The organism is Novosphingobium sp. BL-S-33, assembly GCF_056857025.1.
Genome location: NZ_CM166474.1, coordinates 1,362,182 through 1,378,414, shown reverse-complemented (window position 1 = coordinate 1,378,414; position 16,233 = coordinate 1,362,182). Strand labels below are relative to the sequence as shown.

Here is a 16,233-nt window from a genome sequence, read left to right as displayed (position 1 = left end):
CCCCAAAATGCGCTTCATCGCATTTTTGAAAAACTCTTCAGGAAATATCCGGAAAACACCGGTTTCGGGAAACCGAATATCAACCGGTTATCCGCAAACCGGGCCGCATGTCGCGCCCGGCCCCTTCCCCGTCTATTTACAAACCCGCGCGACGCGATAATGCGGCCCTCGCCTTGGAGCCTGAGATTCTAGGCGGAAACAGCGGACCCGGATGCAGGAACTGAATCCTCCTCCGCCGCGCTGGAGCGGGTTGCCTCCTGCCACGTTGGCACCGGCTGTGCCTGCCCTTGTCGCGGTGGCGCAAATCATCGGCATGGTCGTTCTGATGGGCTGGTTCTCGGGGAACCTCAGCCTGACGGGACAGCCCGCCACCGGCTATCTCATGCAGCCGCTTACCGCGGTATCCTGCATGGCGATCGGCATGGCCGTGTGGGCAACCGCGCGCGGCAGGCGTAGTGCTGCCCTTGTCATTCTGCTGCTTCCCATGCTCGTCGGCGTGATCGCGCTGGTCGAAGAGGCCTGCGGACGCGCGCTCGGGATAGACACGCTGCTGTTTCCCGATGCCGTCGCCGCGCAGCTTCGTCCATCGCCGGGCCGGCCGGGCGTACTGCCCGCCATCGCCCTGCTGCTGCTCAGCCTTGCCACGTTCTCGGTCGCCTCGCCGCGCCAGATAATGCGCCGCGCGACCGTGACATTCGCCTGCGTCTCCATCGCAATCGCGGCGATTTCCGGCAGCCTCCTGCCCACCGGCGTCAGCCGGCCGGACGAAGCGACCCGCCATGCGCTGATGTCGGTGCCGACGATGCTTTCGGTCTGCCTGCTGGCCATCGCCATCGTGCTGATGCGCCGCGAATATGCCTGGCCGCGCAAACCGGCTTGCGGGTTCGGCGCCTCCACGCTGCAATGGACGCTGGCGCTGTCGGTCATCCTGCCGGTCGCCTCGGCGCTCACCCACTTCTGGGCCCACAAGCATACCGCGCTCGCGCCCGAGGCGGTGGTGATCTTCCTGGCGGCGCTGCAAGTGACGGCCTCCTGCGCGGTGATCGCCTGGGCGTGGCTGCGCATCGGCCGCGAGAGCAGCGCGCGCTGGGCCATCGATGCCGCGCTCGATTCCGCCCCTATCGCCATCACCGACCTCGAAGGGCGCGTGCTGCGCTGGTCGGACGGTTGCACGCGGCTTTACGGCTGGACCGCCGAACAGGCCATCGGGCTCAACAAGCACGAACTGACCGGCGCGGTGAAAGTCACCGGGCGCGACTACCTGCGCACGCACCCCGCCGCGCTGCAGGAGACTGAGCTGACCGAACTGCGCAGCGACGGCACCCGCCTGCGCGTGTTCGAGACTCGCCAGATCGTGCAGCCGCGCAGCGACCTGCCGCCGATGATGGTGCTCTCGATGACCGACGTCACCGCTCGCCAGCAGGCCGAACAGGCCATGCTGGCGAGCGAGGCCCGCCTGTCACTGGCCGTCGACCTCCACGGCCTCGGCATTTTCGAATGGTCCAGCGATACGGACCGGTTCTGCTTCCACGGCCAGGCGGAAACGCTGTTCGGGCTTGTTCCAGGTGCTTTCACGGGCGGGATGGAGCAGTGGCGCGCGCATCTGGGCGATGCGTTCACGCGCGAAGTTGCGCCGCCCGACACGTGGCAGCCCGGCCGCTACGCCTTCCGCCTCCAGTCGCGCCGCCCCGACCAGCCGCATGTCATCGAGGGCACCGTGCTGGTCCACCGCGACTCCGGCTCCGGCGGCATCGGCGTGATCGGCATCGTGATGGATTCGACCGAGCGCGAGCAGCGCGCCGAAATGCTGGAATCGCGCGAATCCGAACTGCGCTCGATCCTTGAAACCGTGCCCGAGGCGATGATTACCATCGACGAGCACGGCCATGTCCGCAGCTTCTCCGCCACGGCCGAGGCGCTGTTCGGCTACGCCGCGCACGAAGTTCTGGGCGAGGACGTACGCGTTGTGCTGCCGCAGTACTTCCAGCCGATCGCCGAAGTCGAACCGCCTTCCGGACCGGGCGCCGGTGCGGACAAAATGCAGCAGCCACCCACTCGCGCGCCCGCCCAGCCCAGTGCGGCCGAGCGCTGGCAGGGCCGCCCGACGCGCACGCGCATTACCGCCGGGCTGGATCGCTCGGGCAATCAGGTTCCCGTAGAACTCGCCGTGGGCGCCGCCAATGTCGGTAACGAGCAGATCTCGATCGCCTTCGTGCGCAACTTGCGCGAGCAACTCGATACCGAGGCACGCATTCACGAACTGCGCGAACAGTTCCTCCACGCCTCGCGCGTCAGCGCCATGGGCGAGATGGGCGCGGAACTGGCGCACGAGTTGAACCAGCCGCTCACCGCCACCTCGAACTTCCTTGGCGCCATCGAACTGCAATTGCAGCGCGACTGGCGCCCGGACCAGCTCCGCCGCCTGCTGCGCCTCGCCAGCCAGGAAGTGCTCCGCGCGGGCGACATCATCCGCCGCATGCGCGCCTTCGTCTCCAAGGGCGAACTCGACATCCGCGCCGAGCCGCTCGACGATGTGATTGCCGATACGCTCCAGCTTGCCCGCTCGCGCAGCCGGGCGCCCGGGGTGCTGCTCGAATACCGGCCTTGCGGCACCTCGCCGCTGATCCTGGCGGACCGCATCCATGTCCAGCAGGTCTTGGTGAACCTCATCAACAATGCGTTCGACGCGCTTGAGGCGCACGACGTCTCCACCCCCGCCGTGACCATTACCACGCTCACACCGGGCGAGGGCCAGATCATGATCCGCGTCATCGACAACGGGCCCGGTTTCCCCGAACAGGTCATCAACCGCCCGTTCGAGGCATTCAGCTCGACCAAGGCCAATGGCATGGGCCTAGGCCTCTCGATCTGCCGCCGTATCGTCGAGACGCATGGCGGCAGCCTGTCGCTCCGCAACATCGAAGGCGGCGGCGCGGCCATCGAATTTACGCTGCCGACGTATTGCGAGCAGGAGTTGAAGGCCGGATGACCGTGCGCCGGATCTATATCGTCGACGACGACTATGCAGTGCGGACTTCGCTGGAGTACCTGCTCTCGCTGATCGTCGACAGCCGCATCATGTGCTTTGAATCGGGCGACGCGTTTCTGGAGGCAGCGCCCTCGCTCGAACCGGGATGCCTGCTGCTGGACCTGCACATGCCCGGCACGCCCGGCCTCCAGGTTCTCTCGGCCATCGGCGATGCGCCCGCGCGTTTCGTGCCGATCGTGCTCACCGGAGAAGGCGACGTTTCAGTCGCGGTGCAGGCGATGAAGTTCGGCGCTGCCGACTTTATCGAGAAGCCCTGCGACCACCTCAAGCTGATCGCTGCGCTGGAATCCGCCTTTTCGCATCAGGCCGCCTCGCGCGCCGCCGCGCAGCGCAAGGAGCAGGCGATTGCCATGCTCGAACAACTTTCGCCGCGTGAGCACGACGTGCTGATGGGATTGATCGATGGGCAGTCGAACAAGGTGATCGCGCACGATCTCGACATCAGCCCGCGCACGGTGGAGATCTATCGCGCCAAGCTGATGGAAAAGCTCGGCGTGCGCAGCCTGTCCGAAGCGCTGCGCATTGCCTTTTCGGCCGGACTGGTCCCGATGGATTGAGGTCCGGCCCGCAACGGACCGGAGCTCACACCGTCCTCAAAAATCGAAATACATGTCGAAGTAGCCGTACTTCGTATCGCCCGTCTGCGGCGCATTGGGCGCTTCGGTCAGGAACCGGCCCTTGTCGAGATAGGCCACGCCGGTATCGAAATGCAGCACGTTGGGCACCAGCGTACGGCGATAGCGCAGTTCGAACTGGTTACCCGCGAACCGGCCGCTGTCACCCTTGCCATCCTTGACGCTGGTCGAGGCGAAGCTGTCCGTGCGCGAGGCAAGCCACAGCGCGCGGTACATGAACATCACGTCCGACTTCTTGTCCGGCTTGGCTTCCGCGCGCACGCCGCCCGACAGCAGGTTGGAGCGCCCGACCGGGCCATAGAGCCCCGTCGGCCCGAAGTCGAAGCGGCGCGCGCCGTAGAGCGTGTCGAAACGGTTATAGCTCTTCGACCCGGCCTGATCGCCGCTGGCAATATCGAAATCGAGCGAGAGGCGCGGCTGCCAGCTGCTCTTGAAGGTCTGCCCGGCCTCGGCATGGATCATGTAGGCCGAGACGCTCACGTCCTTCATGTCGCTGGCAGCCGTGGTCAGACGGGTCGAGCCCATCTGGTAGGCGCCTTCCAGATCCCAGTCGACCTGCCCCGCCTTGGGCTTGCGATAGAGGCGCATGCCGGGGGTGAAGAGGTGGCGGTTCTTGGTCAACACATCGGGGCTGTCCCGCTCGTCCAGGCCGAAACCGTAGACTTCCATGACGCCGCCGAAGATCCCGGCCTTGGTGAGATGCGCGCCCCAGAGTTGCAGGTCGGTGCTCTCCCGGTCCCACACCACCTTGTTGTCGCGAATGCCGTCGGCATCGTCGGGCAGGCGCTGCTGCGGCATCGACCAGAGCGCGATCAGCTGGTCGCCCTTGCTGTCCTTCCACACGAAGTTCACGCCGGTATAGGCATTGGTGGAGTTGCGGAACTGCTGCCGGGCGACAAGGCGGCGAGAACCGATGTTCATGGTGAAGCGTCCGGCAGTCAGCCTGGCCTCGCTTTTGTCGCCAGTCTTGAAATCGAGCCCGACATAGGCCTGCACCAGCTCCATCGCATTGACTTCGGTGGTGCCGGCCGAGGAATCGTGGTGCTGGCCATAGGCGCGCGCATCCCACAATTCGCCGCCGATGCGGAAGGGACCACCGTCGTAGTCGACCAGCAGCGTGGTCTTCAGCGAGAACATCACGTCGTCCTGAGCCTTGTCCGGCCGGAACTGCCCGTCGATCCCCTCGACACGCGCACGCACGCCGCCGGTGATGGTAAGGCCGTCGGGCCCGCCGACCGCCTGCTTCAGCAGGCCGTCATCGGCATGCGCGGTGCCGGACAATCCGGCCAGCAGCGCCGCCGCGCCGATCAAAGTCCCTGTTCCTTGCGCGATACGGCGTGCGGCACGCGCAGCCACAACAGGAACGGTCGCCTGGGTTGTCCCGTGGGCGAGGGCCTGACGGCCCGATAGACGGTTCATGGTCTTGGAAAGCTCCCTCACTGGCTTCCGGCGCCCTGCTGTTTGCAGGGTTACGCCGGGCTAACCACAATCTAGCACCGATTGGGCGCCAAGTGCGCGGGCCTTCGTTAAAATTCGGCGGGGCGAAGCGGCATCTGCACAAACGATTGGGGAGGAGGCACGCAAGGCACCTCCTCCCCAATCGTTTGTGCAGATGCCTGCGATCGGGCGGGCCCGTCGCCCCGACCGGCAGATCAGTGCGCGCAGAGCAGGCGCCCGTATTCCGCCATCATCGCGAAGCGGGGATCGAGCCCGGCCAGTTCGCACATCGTGCGCGCGGCGCGCTTGGCGATCTGGCGCGCGCGCTCGCGCAGCAGACCGGATTCGTCCTCGAAGATGTCGCCGGGAACGAGGTCGAACAACCGGTTCTCCACCACCATGCGGTTGTGGAGCAGGCGCTCTTCCAGCTCGGCGAGATCGGCGGGATCGATCGGCGCATTCTCGGCGCGCCAGACGCGGCGGGCCTGACGCTCACCGGAACCCTCCGCGGCCTCGGCCTCCTCCGTGCCCTTGCGGGCCTTCTTCGGACGGGCCTGACGGCGCAGACGATCGACGCCCAGCTTGCGCAAATGCTCGATATAACTGTCGGTAAGAGAGAGCATGGCCTCGCGCGCCAGATAGTCCGACGCGGCCGCCTCGGTGCGGCCCAGTGCTTCCTCGTCCTCGATGGAGGCAACGATCGAGATTTCCTCGCCGTCCTCGCCGCTGCCGATCGCGTCGAGCGAGACGGTCACCGCCTCCACCTTCTTCGCCGAAGGGCGCTGGTCGGTCATCAGGCGAAAGCGCAGGCTCTGAAGCTCGCCCCGGATCTGCCAGTTCACGAACGTCGTGAACTGCGCCTTTTCCGGATCGTAGGCCTGGATCGCACGGTGAACGGCGATGGCGCAGGCCTGCTCGGCATCGTCCCAATGGGCGGTGAGGCCGTACTGGCGGATGAAGTGGCGGATGCGCGGTGCAATCAAGCGCAGGATATGCGCGAAAGCACGATCCACTCCGGCGCGTTGCCGTGCGGACGGTGCCTCCCCTTCAGGCGCTGTATTGGCCTTCACGCTGGCCACTGCGGATTCCAGTGCAATAGTGATCTTAGACACGTTGAGCCCCCAAGCACGGGACGGTGCTGCACCCCTGCGGCAACCGTCCGTCAACCAGTCAATCGGTGCTCAATGTCTTAACGCGTCATCAATCCTATAACAAGAAATCTTTTATCCTATATTTTCTCAAAATTAAGCACTAGCCCCGAGGCCCTCGGCCAGTCGCTCAAAATGCCCGTCAGGCCGCGAAATTTGCTGGTTTTATAGTGCGTCCGACATAATCGAGCAGCCACGAACGGTGCGCCGCGACGGCGCTTCCGGCGGCGGCAATGCGGCGGCTGGCCTGCGCCGCGCCGATCTGGGCGTCCAGCAAACGGCGCGCACGGTCGGGATCGAGACTGCCGGTCAGGAAGCGCACCGCGTCGCCGCGGCCGAGGTGATGGCCGATATAGGCAGCCTTGGCAATGTCCTCGACGCCCTCGCCGATGCGCACCCCGGCGCGGCGCAAACCGTCGAGATTGGCGCGCGCATAGTCGGCAGTGGTCTCGATCGCCGCTTGCGGATCGTAGCGCAGCGACAGCAACTCCGCACGGGCATCACCGCGCACATGGCCGCGATCGTCCAGCCAGCCATTGGCGCGGGCGGTGGCGTGCAGCCAGGTGCCTTCGCGCTCGGCCTCGCCCTCCCAGGTGCCCGAGAGAAACTGGCCGAGGCCCGCCGCGCTCGAACGCGGATTGCGGGAATAGGGCAGCCAGCGGCCGTCACCGTCCTTGGCCGCCTCGGCATGGACGATGGTGGCGAGCACCGGCGCCGGCAGCCCGGTGCGCGACGCCGCCGCGCTGAGCGTGGGCGCATAGCGTGCATTGGGGCCGTGGCCGAGCGACAGCGTGCTGCCGTCGTCGTCACCACCCTCGCCCGAGCCGTTCCGGCGCCTGCCATTGCCGCCGCCCTCGCCCAGATCGTCGCCCTGCTGCGGCATTGGCACGGTGCCCGCGAAAGGCCCTTGCGGTGCGGTCTTACCGTCCCCCTCCAGCAGGCCGATCAGCGCCTCAAGACTCATCGGCATGCCGTGCCGGTCGGTCGGACGCGTCTTGTCGCCATCGGCATCGCTGCCCTGCGAACCACCATCGCCCAGCGCGGCGCGCCAGAGCCGGTCGGACATTTCGCTGCGGGCCTGTGCGTAGATCAGCCGCGCCTTGCTGGCCGGATCGAGCGCGCGCACTTGCGCCGCCGCCTGCCCGGCCGCATGCGGAGAAGGTCCGGCAACCGGATCGCTCATGTCCGCTGTCCGTCGCGCATGGCGCGCTGGGCCTTGAGGAAGGCGACTGCGGCAAGATCGTCGATACCGGCCTGCTCGGCGCTGGCCTGAACGCGCTCGGCTTCCTGCCGGAAGGCGTCGGCAGCGCTTTCGATGGTGCGGAAGGTGCCGAAAGCCTCGACCGCTTCCGAACGCAGGGTTTCCAGCCGGGTGCTGAGTTCGGCCTGAAGGCTGGTGAGCTGGCGCCGCTCGTCCCGCTTGCGGGCGAAATAGCCGTGCGAGGGAATGCCGAGGCCTTCGCTCATGTCGGTGCCCGCCAGATCGGCCTCGCGGCGCACGGCGGCGCTGGCCTCGGCCTGCGCCTGCTCGACGGCGGCCAGCACGCCCGCTTCGCGGCTGATGGCGACGCTCATCTCATCGATCTCACGCTGCTGCACGCGCAGCGCGGCATCATACGGTGTTTTCATCGGAGCCCTCCATGATCGCCGCGAGCGCCGCGAAGCTCTCTTCGGCATGGCCGCGTTCGTTCTTGCCCTGCTTGAGCAGGTCCTCGATCCGCGGCGCCAGCGCGACCGCGCGGTCCACCACCTCACTCGATCCGGCGCGATAGGCGCCCAGGCGGACCATCTCTTCCATGTCGCGATAGGTCGAAAGCTCGCGTCGCGCGGCAAGGCGCAAGTGGTTCTCGTTCTCTCCCAGCGCGTGCGGCAGGGTGCGCGAGACCGACTTCAACACGTCGATCGCCGGATAGCGGCCGCGCTCGGCGATCTGGCGGGTAATGACCACGTGCCCGTCGAGAATGCCGCGCACGGCGTCGGCCACCGGCTCGTTGTGATCGTCGCCGTCGACCAGCACGGTGAACAGGCCGGTGATCGTCCCCTGCCCCGGCAGCCCCGGCCCGGCGCGCTCCAGCAGGCGCGGCAGTTCGGCGAAGACGGTAGGGGTGTACCCCTTGGTGGCGGGCGGCTCGCCGCTGGCCAGGCCGATCTCGCGCTGCGCCATGGCGAAGCGGGTGACCGAGTCCATCAGGCACAGCACATTGAGCCCCTGATCGCGGAAATGCTCGGCCACGCTGAGCGTGGTCCACGCCGCCTGACGGCGCATCAGCGCGGGTTCGTCCGAGGTGGCGACGACGACGACACTGCGTGCGAGGCCTTCCTCGCCCAGATCGTCCTGCACGAATTCCTGCACTTCGCGGCCGCGTTCGCCGATCAGGCCGATCACCGCCACGTCGCACTCGGTCCAGCGTGCCAGCATCGAGAGCAGGACGGACTTGCCGACGCCCGATCCCGCGAACAGGCCAAGCCGCTGCCCCTTGCAGAGCGGCGCGAAGATATCGAGCGCACGCACCCCGGTCGACACGCAAGTCCCCACCCGCGCGCGGGATGAGGCCGGCGGCGGCGAGGCCTTGATCTTGCGCAGGATCGCGCCTTGCGCCAGCGGGCCCTTGTCGTCCACCGGGCGGCCGAGCCCGTCGATCATGCGCCCGAGCCACTCGCCCGAGGGGCGCAGCGCGAACTGGCTGGCGGAAAGATTGGCCTTTGCGCCCGAGGCGATGCCCTGCGGATCACTGAACGGCAGGCAATGGGCAATGCCGCGATCGAGCCCGGTCACTTCCGCCTCGACGCCGCCGCCCGGTGCCTGCAACGTCACGCGTGAGCCGATCTGCGCGGCTCCGGCAAGGCCCTCGACCTCGATCAGCGCCCCGCGCACCGCCACAACCCGGCCATGACGCTGGTCGGGCGTGAGCAGGCGCAAGCCGGCAGCGGCAGCAGCAAGACTGGCCATGACGGCGCCCCGTTCAGGCGGCCGGAGCGGCTTCGTCGGCGACTTCGGCCGGTGCGAAGCGAGCGATGGCGTCGGATTCGTAAGCGATCAGCCAGCGGCAGTCGACAAGCGCGGCGTAGAACTGCCCCACCGCGACTTTCTGGGCGAAGCGGATGCAGACGGCCTTGGCCTCATGCGATTCCAGCGCGTCCATCAGCGCTTCCAGCCGCTCCAGCACCGATTGCTGATGGCGCGGCAGATCGGCCTGATCGATATAGGCCATCATGCAGGCGAAATAGAGAGCGCGGGCCGGAGTCACCGCTTCCTCGGGCTGCATCACATCGCGGCCACGCAGGATCGTCGCGGAATTCTCGACGACGAGGTCGGTCCGCGACTGGGCGCGCAGCACCGCGCCGTTGACGATCACCGGCTCGCCCTTCTTGAGCGAAATGCGAAGAGTCATGTGTGCAGCCCCCGAAACACGTTTCACAAATTATAGGATGATGTGAGTCATCCCGGTGACGGTCCCGAGGCTTTTTTCATGCACATCCGCACGGTTGAGCGTGCAGTTCATCCTACAATGCTCTGTCCGTATGCCGGTACCGCCATTTTCCGGCCCGGACGCAAGGAGAATGACATGAGCCTCTATTCAGCTCTTTACGCGGGCGTGTCGGGCCTCGGCGCTCAAGCCAGCGCGATGGCGACCGTTGCGGACAACATCACCAACGTCAACACCGTGGGCTACAAGGGCGTCTCGGCACAGTTCCAGACGCTCGTCACCGACGGCAAGGTCAAGAGCAGCTACTCGGCCGGCGGTGTTACCGCCACGCCCAAGGCACTGATCTCGAAGCAGGGCCTGCTGCAGGCCTCGACCAGCCTGACCGATATCGGCATCGACGGCGCCGGCTTCTTCGTCGTGCGTTCCAGCCCCGACGCCAGCGGCACGATCGCCTATACCCGCGCCGGTTCGTTCACGACCGACCCCCAGGGCTATCTGGTCAACACCGCCGGGTATTACCTGACCGGCTGGCCGCTCGATGCCGACGGCAACTACGTCAACAACGGCAGCATGTCGTCGCTTCAGCCGATCAAGCCGAATGCGCTGACCGGCGCCGCCACGCCGACCACCACGGTCTCGATGCGGGCCAACCTCGATTCCACCGCGGATCCCGTCACCGGCTACACCGCCGGCGACATGACCTCGGGCGCGGTGACGCCGCAGTTCTCGCGCTCGGTCGTCGTCTATGACGCGCAGGGCACGTCGCACTCGCTGACGTTCAACTACACCAAGACCGGCACGAACCAGTGGGCCGCCGAAATCTCGGGCGATCCCGCCGATGTGGCCAGCGTTGGCGGCACTGCCACCACCACCGGCCTGCTTGCCAGCGGCACGATCAGCTTCAATGCCGACGGCAGCCTCGACGTTGCCGGTTCGAGCCCCGCGCTGTTCTCCGACCTCGACATCGGCTGGGCCAACGGCGCCGGTTCGGAACCGATCAGCCTCAAGCTCGGCAGCGATGACGGTCTCGACGGCCTGACCCAGTTCGGCAGCGCTTCGGCCCTGCTCAACTCCAGCGCCAACGGCGGCATGCTCGGCACCGTTTCGTCGGTCAACATTTCGAAGGACGGCGTTGTCAGCGCGGTGTTCGACGACGGCACCTCGCGCGCGATCTACCAGCTTCCGCTGGCGACGTTCGCCAACCCGGACGGCCTGACGCGCATCAGCGGCAATGCCTACGCGGCCTCGCAGGATTCGGGCAATGCCTCGATCAACGAGCCCGGCTCGCTGGGCGGCGGCGATCTGTCGGCCGGTACGCTCGAAGCCTCGAACGTCGATCTCGCGTCCGAGTTCTCGAACATGATCATCTACCAGCGCGCCTACAGCGCCTCGTCGAAGATCATCACGACCGTCGACGACATGCTTCAGGAAGTCAGCAACCTGAAGAGGTGATTTAGTCTGGCTGGAAATGCGCCAAGGCGCATTTCCAGCCGGTACTCCAAAATCCCATCCCCATCCCTTCACGAGACTTGCAGGAAACCGAAACGTGTCCCTCAACCAGATTCTCAGTTCCGCCATGTCCGGCCTTTCGGCGTCGCAGGCGGGGATGCAAACGGTCTCCAACAACATCGCCAACGTCAACACCCCCGGCTACGCCCGGCAGAAGGTGTCGCTGGCGACGTCCGTATCGGGAGGCCAGGTCAGCGGCGTCGTCGTCGGCGAGCCATCGCGCGTGGCAGACAAGTTCCTTGAGAACGCGGTCTATCAGCGTGCAGGCGCGGCCGGCCGGAGCGATGCGGCCAATTCCTATCTCGACCGGCTCCAGTCGCTGCTGGGGGCCACCGATTCCACGTCCAGCCTCACGGCGCAGTTGTCGTCCATTTCCAGCGCGGTCTCCCAGATCAGCGGACTTCAGGGCACCTCGCAGTCGATCGCGCTGTTCACGAGCAATATTTCGAACACGCTGGACACGCTGAACGGCCTGACCAAGGACGTCTCGAGCCTCCAGTCCGACGTCGAGAGCGAAGTCAGCGACACGGTCGCCCGCTCCAACGTGTTGCTGCAAAAGATCAACGACCTCAACGACCAGGTCGCCCGCCTCCAGGGCCTTGGCCAGAGCACGTCCGGCCCCGCCGACGAGCGCATGTCCGCGCTTCAGGAACTGAGCGGGCTGATGAGCGTGAACGTGCGCGAACAGAGCGACGGGCGCGTCTTCATCGACACCGCCTCGGGCCAGACCTTGCTCGACACGCGCCTGCGCCAGCTGTCCTACAATTCGGGCGCGGGTGCCGCGCAGGCGACGTACCCCTCGATCGATATCCGCTTCGCCGCCGATGACGGCACGATGGGCGCCGCCACCGGCGAGAAGATTGATTCCACCTCGGTGGGCGGCAAGCTCGGCGGGCTGCTGGACATGCGCGACCGCGTGCTGCCGCAGTTCAACGAACAGCTCGGCCAGCTTTTCAGCGGCCTGTCACAGCAGCTCAACAAGGTTTCCAACGAGGGCACCACCCTGCCCCCGCCCAACACCATGACCGGACAGGCCAACGGCCTTGTCGGCAGCGACCGCCTCGGCTTTACCGGCAAGGCGACGTTCGCGGTGGTGGGCAAGGACGGCACGCTGGTCAACAAGACCACCATCGACTTCGACGCCCTGGGCGCCGGCGCCACGGTGGATGACGCGGTGGCGGCGATCAACGCGGGCCTCTCGCCCGATGCCACCGCCAGCATCGACGCCAAGGGCGTGCTGTCGATCAGTGCGGCGTCGAGCAGCAACGGCATCGCCATCGCGCAGGATCCCGATACCCCCAGCGACCGCGCGGGGGTGGGCTTCTCGCAGTTCTTCGGGCTGAACAACATCATCCGCTCGGACAGCAGTGCGCTGGCCCCGTCGGGCTTCACGTCCAGCGATCCGACCGGCTTCACCGCCGGCCAGACCTCTCAGATCGTGCTGCGCGATTCCAACGGCAAAGTGCTGTCCCAGTACACGCTGACCAGTGCCGCAGGTGACACTTGGGGCGATACGATCAACAACCTGAACGCCAGTCCGTTGGCCAAGTACGGCAGCTTCGCGCTGGACGACAGCGGCCGGGTGGCGTTCACCCCCAATGCCTCCAGCGCCGGATCGTCGATCTCGATCCCATCGGATTCGACCAACCGCAACGGCACCGGCCTTTCGTTCTCGGCACTTTCGGGCCTTACCGGCAATGCCAGCGGGCTGGCGAACGCAGAAGTCGATCCGGCGATGCTGGCGGATACCTCCAAGGTGCCGCTCGCCCAGCTCCAGCTCACTGCCGCCGTGGGCGAAAAGGCCGTGGGCGCGGGCGACTTCCGCAATTCCACCGCCTTCATCGACGCGCTGTCCTCCAATGCCGATTTCGGCAAGAACGGCAGCAAGACGATCGACAACTTCGCCAACGCCCTGCTCGGCGGCATCGGATCGATGGCCTCGCAGGCCTCCGACGCCAACGACGATGCCTCGGCCCGTCTCAATGACGCGGTCAGCCGCCGCGACAGCTATGCCGGCGTCAACATCGACGAAGAGCTGGCCCAGATGGTGGTGCTCCAGAACAGCTACAGCGCCGCCGCCCGTGTGATGACCACCGCCTCGGACATGTACGACGCCCTGCTCGGCATGATCAGATAAGGAAGCAGCAGATGACCCGCGTTGCCACCATTCCCATGCAGAACACGCTTGCGAGCGCGATCGCGCGTTCGCAGGAAAGCCTGTCCGTCAGCCAGATGCAGCTTGCCACGGGCTCCAAGGCGCCCGACTATGCCAGCCTCGGCCTCGACGCCGTGCGCACGCTGTCGGCGCACTCGATGCTGGCCCAGCAGCAGAGCTACAAGGCGGTCGCCAGCACCGTTTCGACCACGCTGTCGCTTTACGATGCCAATCTCAACCAGATCGACTCCTCGCTCTCCGACTTGCGCACCCAGCTGATGACGGCGCTGGGCACCGGCGATTCGCCCAGCCTCCAGTCGACCGTCGAAAGCGCCTTTGGCGATGTCCGCGCATCGCTCAATGCCACGTCGGGCGGCGTGCCGCTGTTCGCCGGTTCGCAGACCTCGACCTCGCCGTTCCTGCCCAAGACGCTGGACGACACCAAGGGTCTGGATGCCGCCGACGCCTTCGCCAATGACGATGTGCACCAGTCGGCCCGCATGGGCGACGGCGTGGACGTGCAGTACGGCATCACCGCCAGCGACGCCGGCTCGGGCCTGATCCCGGCGTTCCGCACGCTGGCCGAGGCCGGCCCCTTCGGCGACAAGCTGACCGACGACCAGAAGACCGCGATCCAGACCGCGCTCAGCCAGCTGGACACCGGGCTTGCGCAAGTGCGCAATGTCAACGCCGTCAACGGCCAGCGCCAGAACCAGGTGGACACGCTGTCGACGCGCGCCGACGACCGCTCCAACCTGCTCACCGAAGTGATCGGCGGCGTCGAGGACGCGGACCTTGGCCAAGTCGCGATCGACATCACGCAGCGCCAGACCATCCTGGAAGCGAGCTACTCGGTGTTCTCGCAGCTTTCGAGCATGTCGCTCACGAACTACCTCACCTGAGCTTCAGGCTCGCGGAGGGCCCGGCAACCGGCGCAAAAAAGAAGGGCAGGAGGTCGAACCTCCTGCCCTTTTTGTTTGGCTATCTGCCCGCTGCTCTCAGTGCTTGGCCTGCTTGGTCGGAACCGGGGCCACATCGGGCGCGCGGTCGATCAGGTCGGCAAGGTCGCCAGCCGGGCTGGCCGAGGGCAGAGCCGCCATCGCCCGGCCGAGCGCACCGGCATCGGCGCCCATCGGATGGGCGGTAAGCATCTCGAACACCGGCGCGGTCGTCAGCCCATTGAACGCCCCGGCATAGCGCGCATGCAGCGCCGTCAGCGCATCCTCGTGGCCAAGCATGGCCAGCGAGATCGCATGGCGCAGCACCACCGCCTGCCCGACCTGATCGAGCGCACGCGGCGGCGGCAGGCTGGACGCGGACTTATCTGCATAGCGCTGCCAGTCGCGGTGCTTCCACAGGATCTCCGCCTGTAGCGGCGTGCTGCCGGGCACCGTGTCGAGCACCGCCAGCGCCTCGTCGATGCGGCCGATCTGGCTGAGCGCCACGGCCTCCACCCGGTCGCGCTCACCGATCATGGCGTCGGGGAAGCTCGGATCCTCGGACTTGCGCAGCGCCTCCAGCGCCTTGTCGGGACGGCCGGCAAGGATGTAGAGGCTCGCCACCCGGGCCGAGAGCGGCCCGCGCGCAAGATCACCCGCGCGCACGAAAAGCTGGTAATCGAGCAGGTCTGCCGCACGCTCGTAAAGCCCGGCAGCCTGCAAGCGCTCGGCCAGACGGCTCGACAGCAGGTCGCCCTCGGCACCGCCGGGCGCCAGGTCGCGATAGTCCCAGTAAAGCCCCGCGGCCTGATCGAGCGGCAGGTTGCGAGCAGGATCGAGCGCGGCGGTGAGCTTGGCGCGCAGTGCGGGCAGAATCGCCGCATCCTGCCCCTCCAGCCCGAAACCGCGCAGCAGGGCGGCGCCGCTTTCCAGCGCGCCGGCAATGTCGCCGCGCGCGTCCTGAAGCCGGTAGGTCAGCCGCAGCGCGCGCTGCTCGATCGCATCGCCGCGCCAGCCGTAGCGCAGCGCTTCAAGCTGGCGCAGTGCGTCGTTCATGCCGATCGTATGCGCAGCCACGCGCGCCTCGATCTCGCTGAGCTGCGCATCGGTGCGCTGCTCCATCGTGCCCGAGTGGGCGACGCGGGCGAAGCGCAGCCGCGCCTCGTCGCCATGCCCTTGCTGCAGCTGGGCGCGCCCGCGCAGCAGGTTGGCGGCGGGATCGCTGTCCGGCATCGGCTGGAGCCATTCCATCGCCTTGTCCGGCTGCCCGCCCTCGACCGCCGATAATGCGGCAGCCAGCACGAACGACTTGGGCCGCGCCGCGCGAAGGGCCGGGCGGGCGCAGGCCACTTGCCCCAGCGCTTGTTCGGCCAGATGGCTCGCGGCCAGCGCGCGCAGGCGCCAGGCACAAGCCTCGGGATTGATCGCAAGGCCGGACGAGGACAGCGCGGCAACCGCGTCAGCATTGCGATCAAGCAGCGTCAAGGCCGCCCCGCGCGCAAGGCGGTAGCTGTCGACCATCGCAAGGTCGGGATCGTCCTGCACCATGACTTCGAGCACACCGAAAGCCTCCGCGCCGCGCTCGGCGCCGACAAGGCTGCGCGCATAGTCCCAGCGCGCCTGCTGAAGTTGCGGTTGCGGCACGCGGGAGATCCGGTCCCACGCCGCCGCCTGCGTCATCGCGCCCCAGGCCGAAGGGCCCAGGATCACCGGTTGCTGGGCAAGGTCCGCCGCAAAGCCGGGCAGGCGCGAGGCGGGGGGAAGCGCCGGAGGACCGGCCTCGGGAGCCGCGAGGGCAGCCGGTAACGCGGTGGGCGATGCGGTAGGCGATGCAGCGGGAACAACCGAAACCGCCGTGGCACCGGGCAAGAGCGCGGCGCTGGCCGCGAGCAGCAATGCCTTCGTCGAACGCGAACGCGTCATGGCGGAACGGA

12 protein-coding genes are annotated in these 16,233 nt (G+C 67.0%); 5 read left to right on the top strand and 7 right to left on the bottom strand.

Annotated elements, in window-relative coordinates:
* The first annotated feature begins 211 nt into the window (after positions 1-211).
* Together AC1VVM_RS06515 and AC1VVM_RS06510 are read left to right on the top strand one after the other, a co-directional pair.
* A complete protein-coding gene (locus tag AC1VVM_RS06515; protein ID WP_482956162.1) occupies positions 212-2,989 on the top strand; it encodes a PAS domain S-box protein in 2,778 nt (925 codons plus the stop codon).
* The gene (locus tag AC1VVM_RS06510; protein WP_482903278.1) at positions 2,986-3,606 is read left to right on the top strand and encodes a response regulator transcription factor; all 621 of its coding nucleotides are present in this window, start codon (positions 2,986-2,988) and stop codon (positions 3,604-3,606) included. The genes AC1VVM_RS06515 and AC1VVM_RS06510 overlap by 4 nt, the downstream gene beginning before the upstream one ends.
* Positions 3,607-3,642: 36 nt before the next feature.
* Here AC1VVM_RS06510 and AC1VVM_RS06505 read toward each other — a convergent pair whose 3' ends face one another.
* The 6 genes from AC1VVM_RS06505 to AC1VVM_RS06480 all read right to left on the bottom strand — a co-directional run bounded on the left by AC1VVM_RS06505 (position 3,643) and on the right by AC1VVM_RS06480 (position 9,661).
* On the bottom strand, positions 3,643-5,103 hold the full coding sequence (locus tag AC1VVM_RS06505) for an alginate export family protein (RefSeq protein WP_482956161.1): 1,461 nt from the start codon (positions 5,101-5,103) through the stop codon (positions 3,643-3,645).
* A gap of 233 nt (positions 5,104-5,336) precedes the next feature.
* Complete coding sequence (locus AC1VVM_RS06500) at positions 5,337-6,233, bottom strand: sigma-70 family RNA polymerase sigma factor (protein WP_132388712.1); 897 nt, start codon at positions 6,231-6,233, stop codon at positions 5,337-5,339.
* Between the two features lie 178 nt (positions 6,234-6,411).
* Entirely contained in the window at positions 6,412-7,452 is a 1,041-nt protein-coding gene (locus tag AC1VVM_RS06495; RefSeq protein WP_482903276.1) for a peptidoglycan-binding protein, read from the bottom strand.
* Complete coding sequence (locus AC1VVM_RS06490; protein WP_132388711.1) at positions 7,449-7,898, bottom strand: hypothetical protein; 450 nt, start codon at positions 7,896-7,898, stop codon at positions 7,449-7,451. The genes AC1VVM_RS06495 and AC1VVM_RS06490 overlap by 4 nt, the downstream gene beginning before the upstream one ends.
* A complete protein-coding gene (gene fliI / locus AC1VVM_RS06485; RefSeq protein WP_132388709.1) occupies positions 7,882-9,219 on the bottom strand; it encodes a flagellar protein export ATPase FliI in 1,338 nt (445 codons plus the stop codon). Before fliI ends, AC1VVM_RS06490 begins: the two co-directional genes overlap by 17 nt.
* A gap of 13 nt (positions 9,220-9,232) precedes the next feature.
* Complete coding sequence (locus AC1VVM_RS06480) at positions 9,233-9,661, bottom strand: flagellar biosynthesis repressor FlbT (protein WP_132388707.1); 429 nt, start codon at positions 9,659-9,661, stop codon at positions 9,233-9,235.
* 174 nt (positions 9,662-9,835) lie between these two features.
* Here AC1VVM_RS06480 and flgE point away from each other — a divergent pair, with 174 nt between their 5' ends.
* From flgE to AC1VVM_RS06465, 3 genes are all read left to right on the top strand, one after another.
* Positions 9,836-11,149, top strand: a complete 1,314-nt coding sequence (gene flgE, locus AC1VVM_RS06475; RefSeq protein ID WP_482903274.1) for a flagellar hook protein FlgE — start codon at positions 9,836-9,838, stop codon at positions 11,147-11,149.
* 94 nt (positions 11,150-11,243) lie between these two features.
* Positions 11,244-13,343, top strand: coding sequence for a flagellar hook-associated protein FlgK (gene flgK, locus AC1VVM_RS06470; RefSeq protein ID WP_482903273.1), 2,100 nt, complete (start codon positions 11,244-11,246; stop codon positions 13,341-13,343).
* An 11-nt stretch (positions 13,344-13,354) separates the two neighbouring features.
* Positions 13,355-14,263, top strand: a complete 909-nt coding sequence (locus AC1VVM_RS06465) for a flagellin (protein ID WP_482903272.1) — start codon at positions 13,355-13,357, stop codon at positions 14,261-14,263.
* A gap of 96 nt (positions 14,264-14,359) precedes the next feature.
* Here the strand turns inward: AC1VVM_RS06465 and AC1VVM_RS06460 are convergent, their stop codons facing one another.
* A complete protein-coding gene (locus AC1VVM_RS06460) occupies positions 14,360-16,222 on the bottom strand; it encodes a hypothetical protein (RefSeq protein WP_482956160.1) in 1,863 nt (620 codons plus the stop codon).
* Between the last annotated feature and the right edge of the window lie 11 nt (positions 16,223-16,233).

Coding starts and splice junctions, on each gene's coding strand:
- flgE (WP_482903274.1), top strand. CDS start 9,836: ATGAGCCTCTATTCAGCTCTTTACGCGGGCGTGTCGGGCCTCGGCGCT.
- AC1VVM_RS06515 (WP_482956162.1), top strand. CDS start 212: ATGCAGGAACTGAATCCTCCTCCGCCGCGCTGGAGCGGGTTGCCTCCT.
- AC1VVM_RS06465 (WP_482903272.1), top strand. CDS start 13,355: ATGACCCGCGTTGCCACCATTCCCATGCAGAACACGCTTGCGAGCGCG.
- AC1VVM_RS06460 (WP_482956160.1), bottom strand. CDS start 16,222: ATGACGCGTTCGCGTTCGACGAAGGCATTGCTGCTCGCGGCCAGCGCC.
- AC1VVM_RS06490 (WP_132388711.1), bottom strand. CDS start 7,898: ATGAAAACACCGTATGATGCCGCGCTGCGCGTGCAGCAGCGTGAGATC.
- AC1VVM_RS06505 (WP_482956161.1), bottom strand. CDS start 5,103: ATGAACCGTCTATCGGGCCGTCAGGCCCTCGCCCACGGGACAACCCAG.
- AC1VVM_RS06495 (WP_482903276.1), bottom strand. CDS start 7,452: ATGAGCGATCCGGTTGCCGGACCTTCTCCGCATGCGGCCGGGCAGGCG.
- AC1VVM_RS06480 (WP_132388707.1), bottom strand. CDS start 9,661: ATGACTCTTCGCATTTCGCTCAAGAAGGGCGAGCCGGTGATCGTCAAC.
- fliI (WP_132388709.1), bottom strand. CDS start 9,219: ATGGCCAGTCTTGCTGCTGCCGCTGCCGGCTTGCGCCTGCTCACGCCC.
- AC1VVM_RS06510 (WP_482903278.1), top strand. CDS start 2,986: ATGACCGTGCGCCGGATCTATATCGTCGACGACGACTATGCAGTGCGG.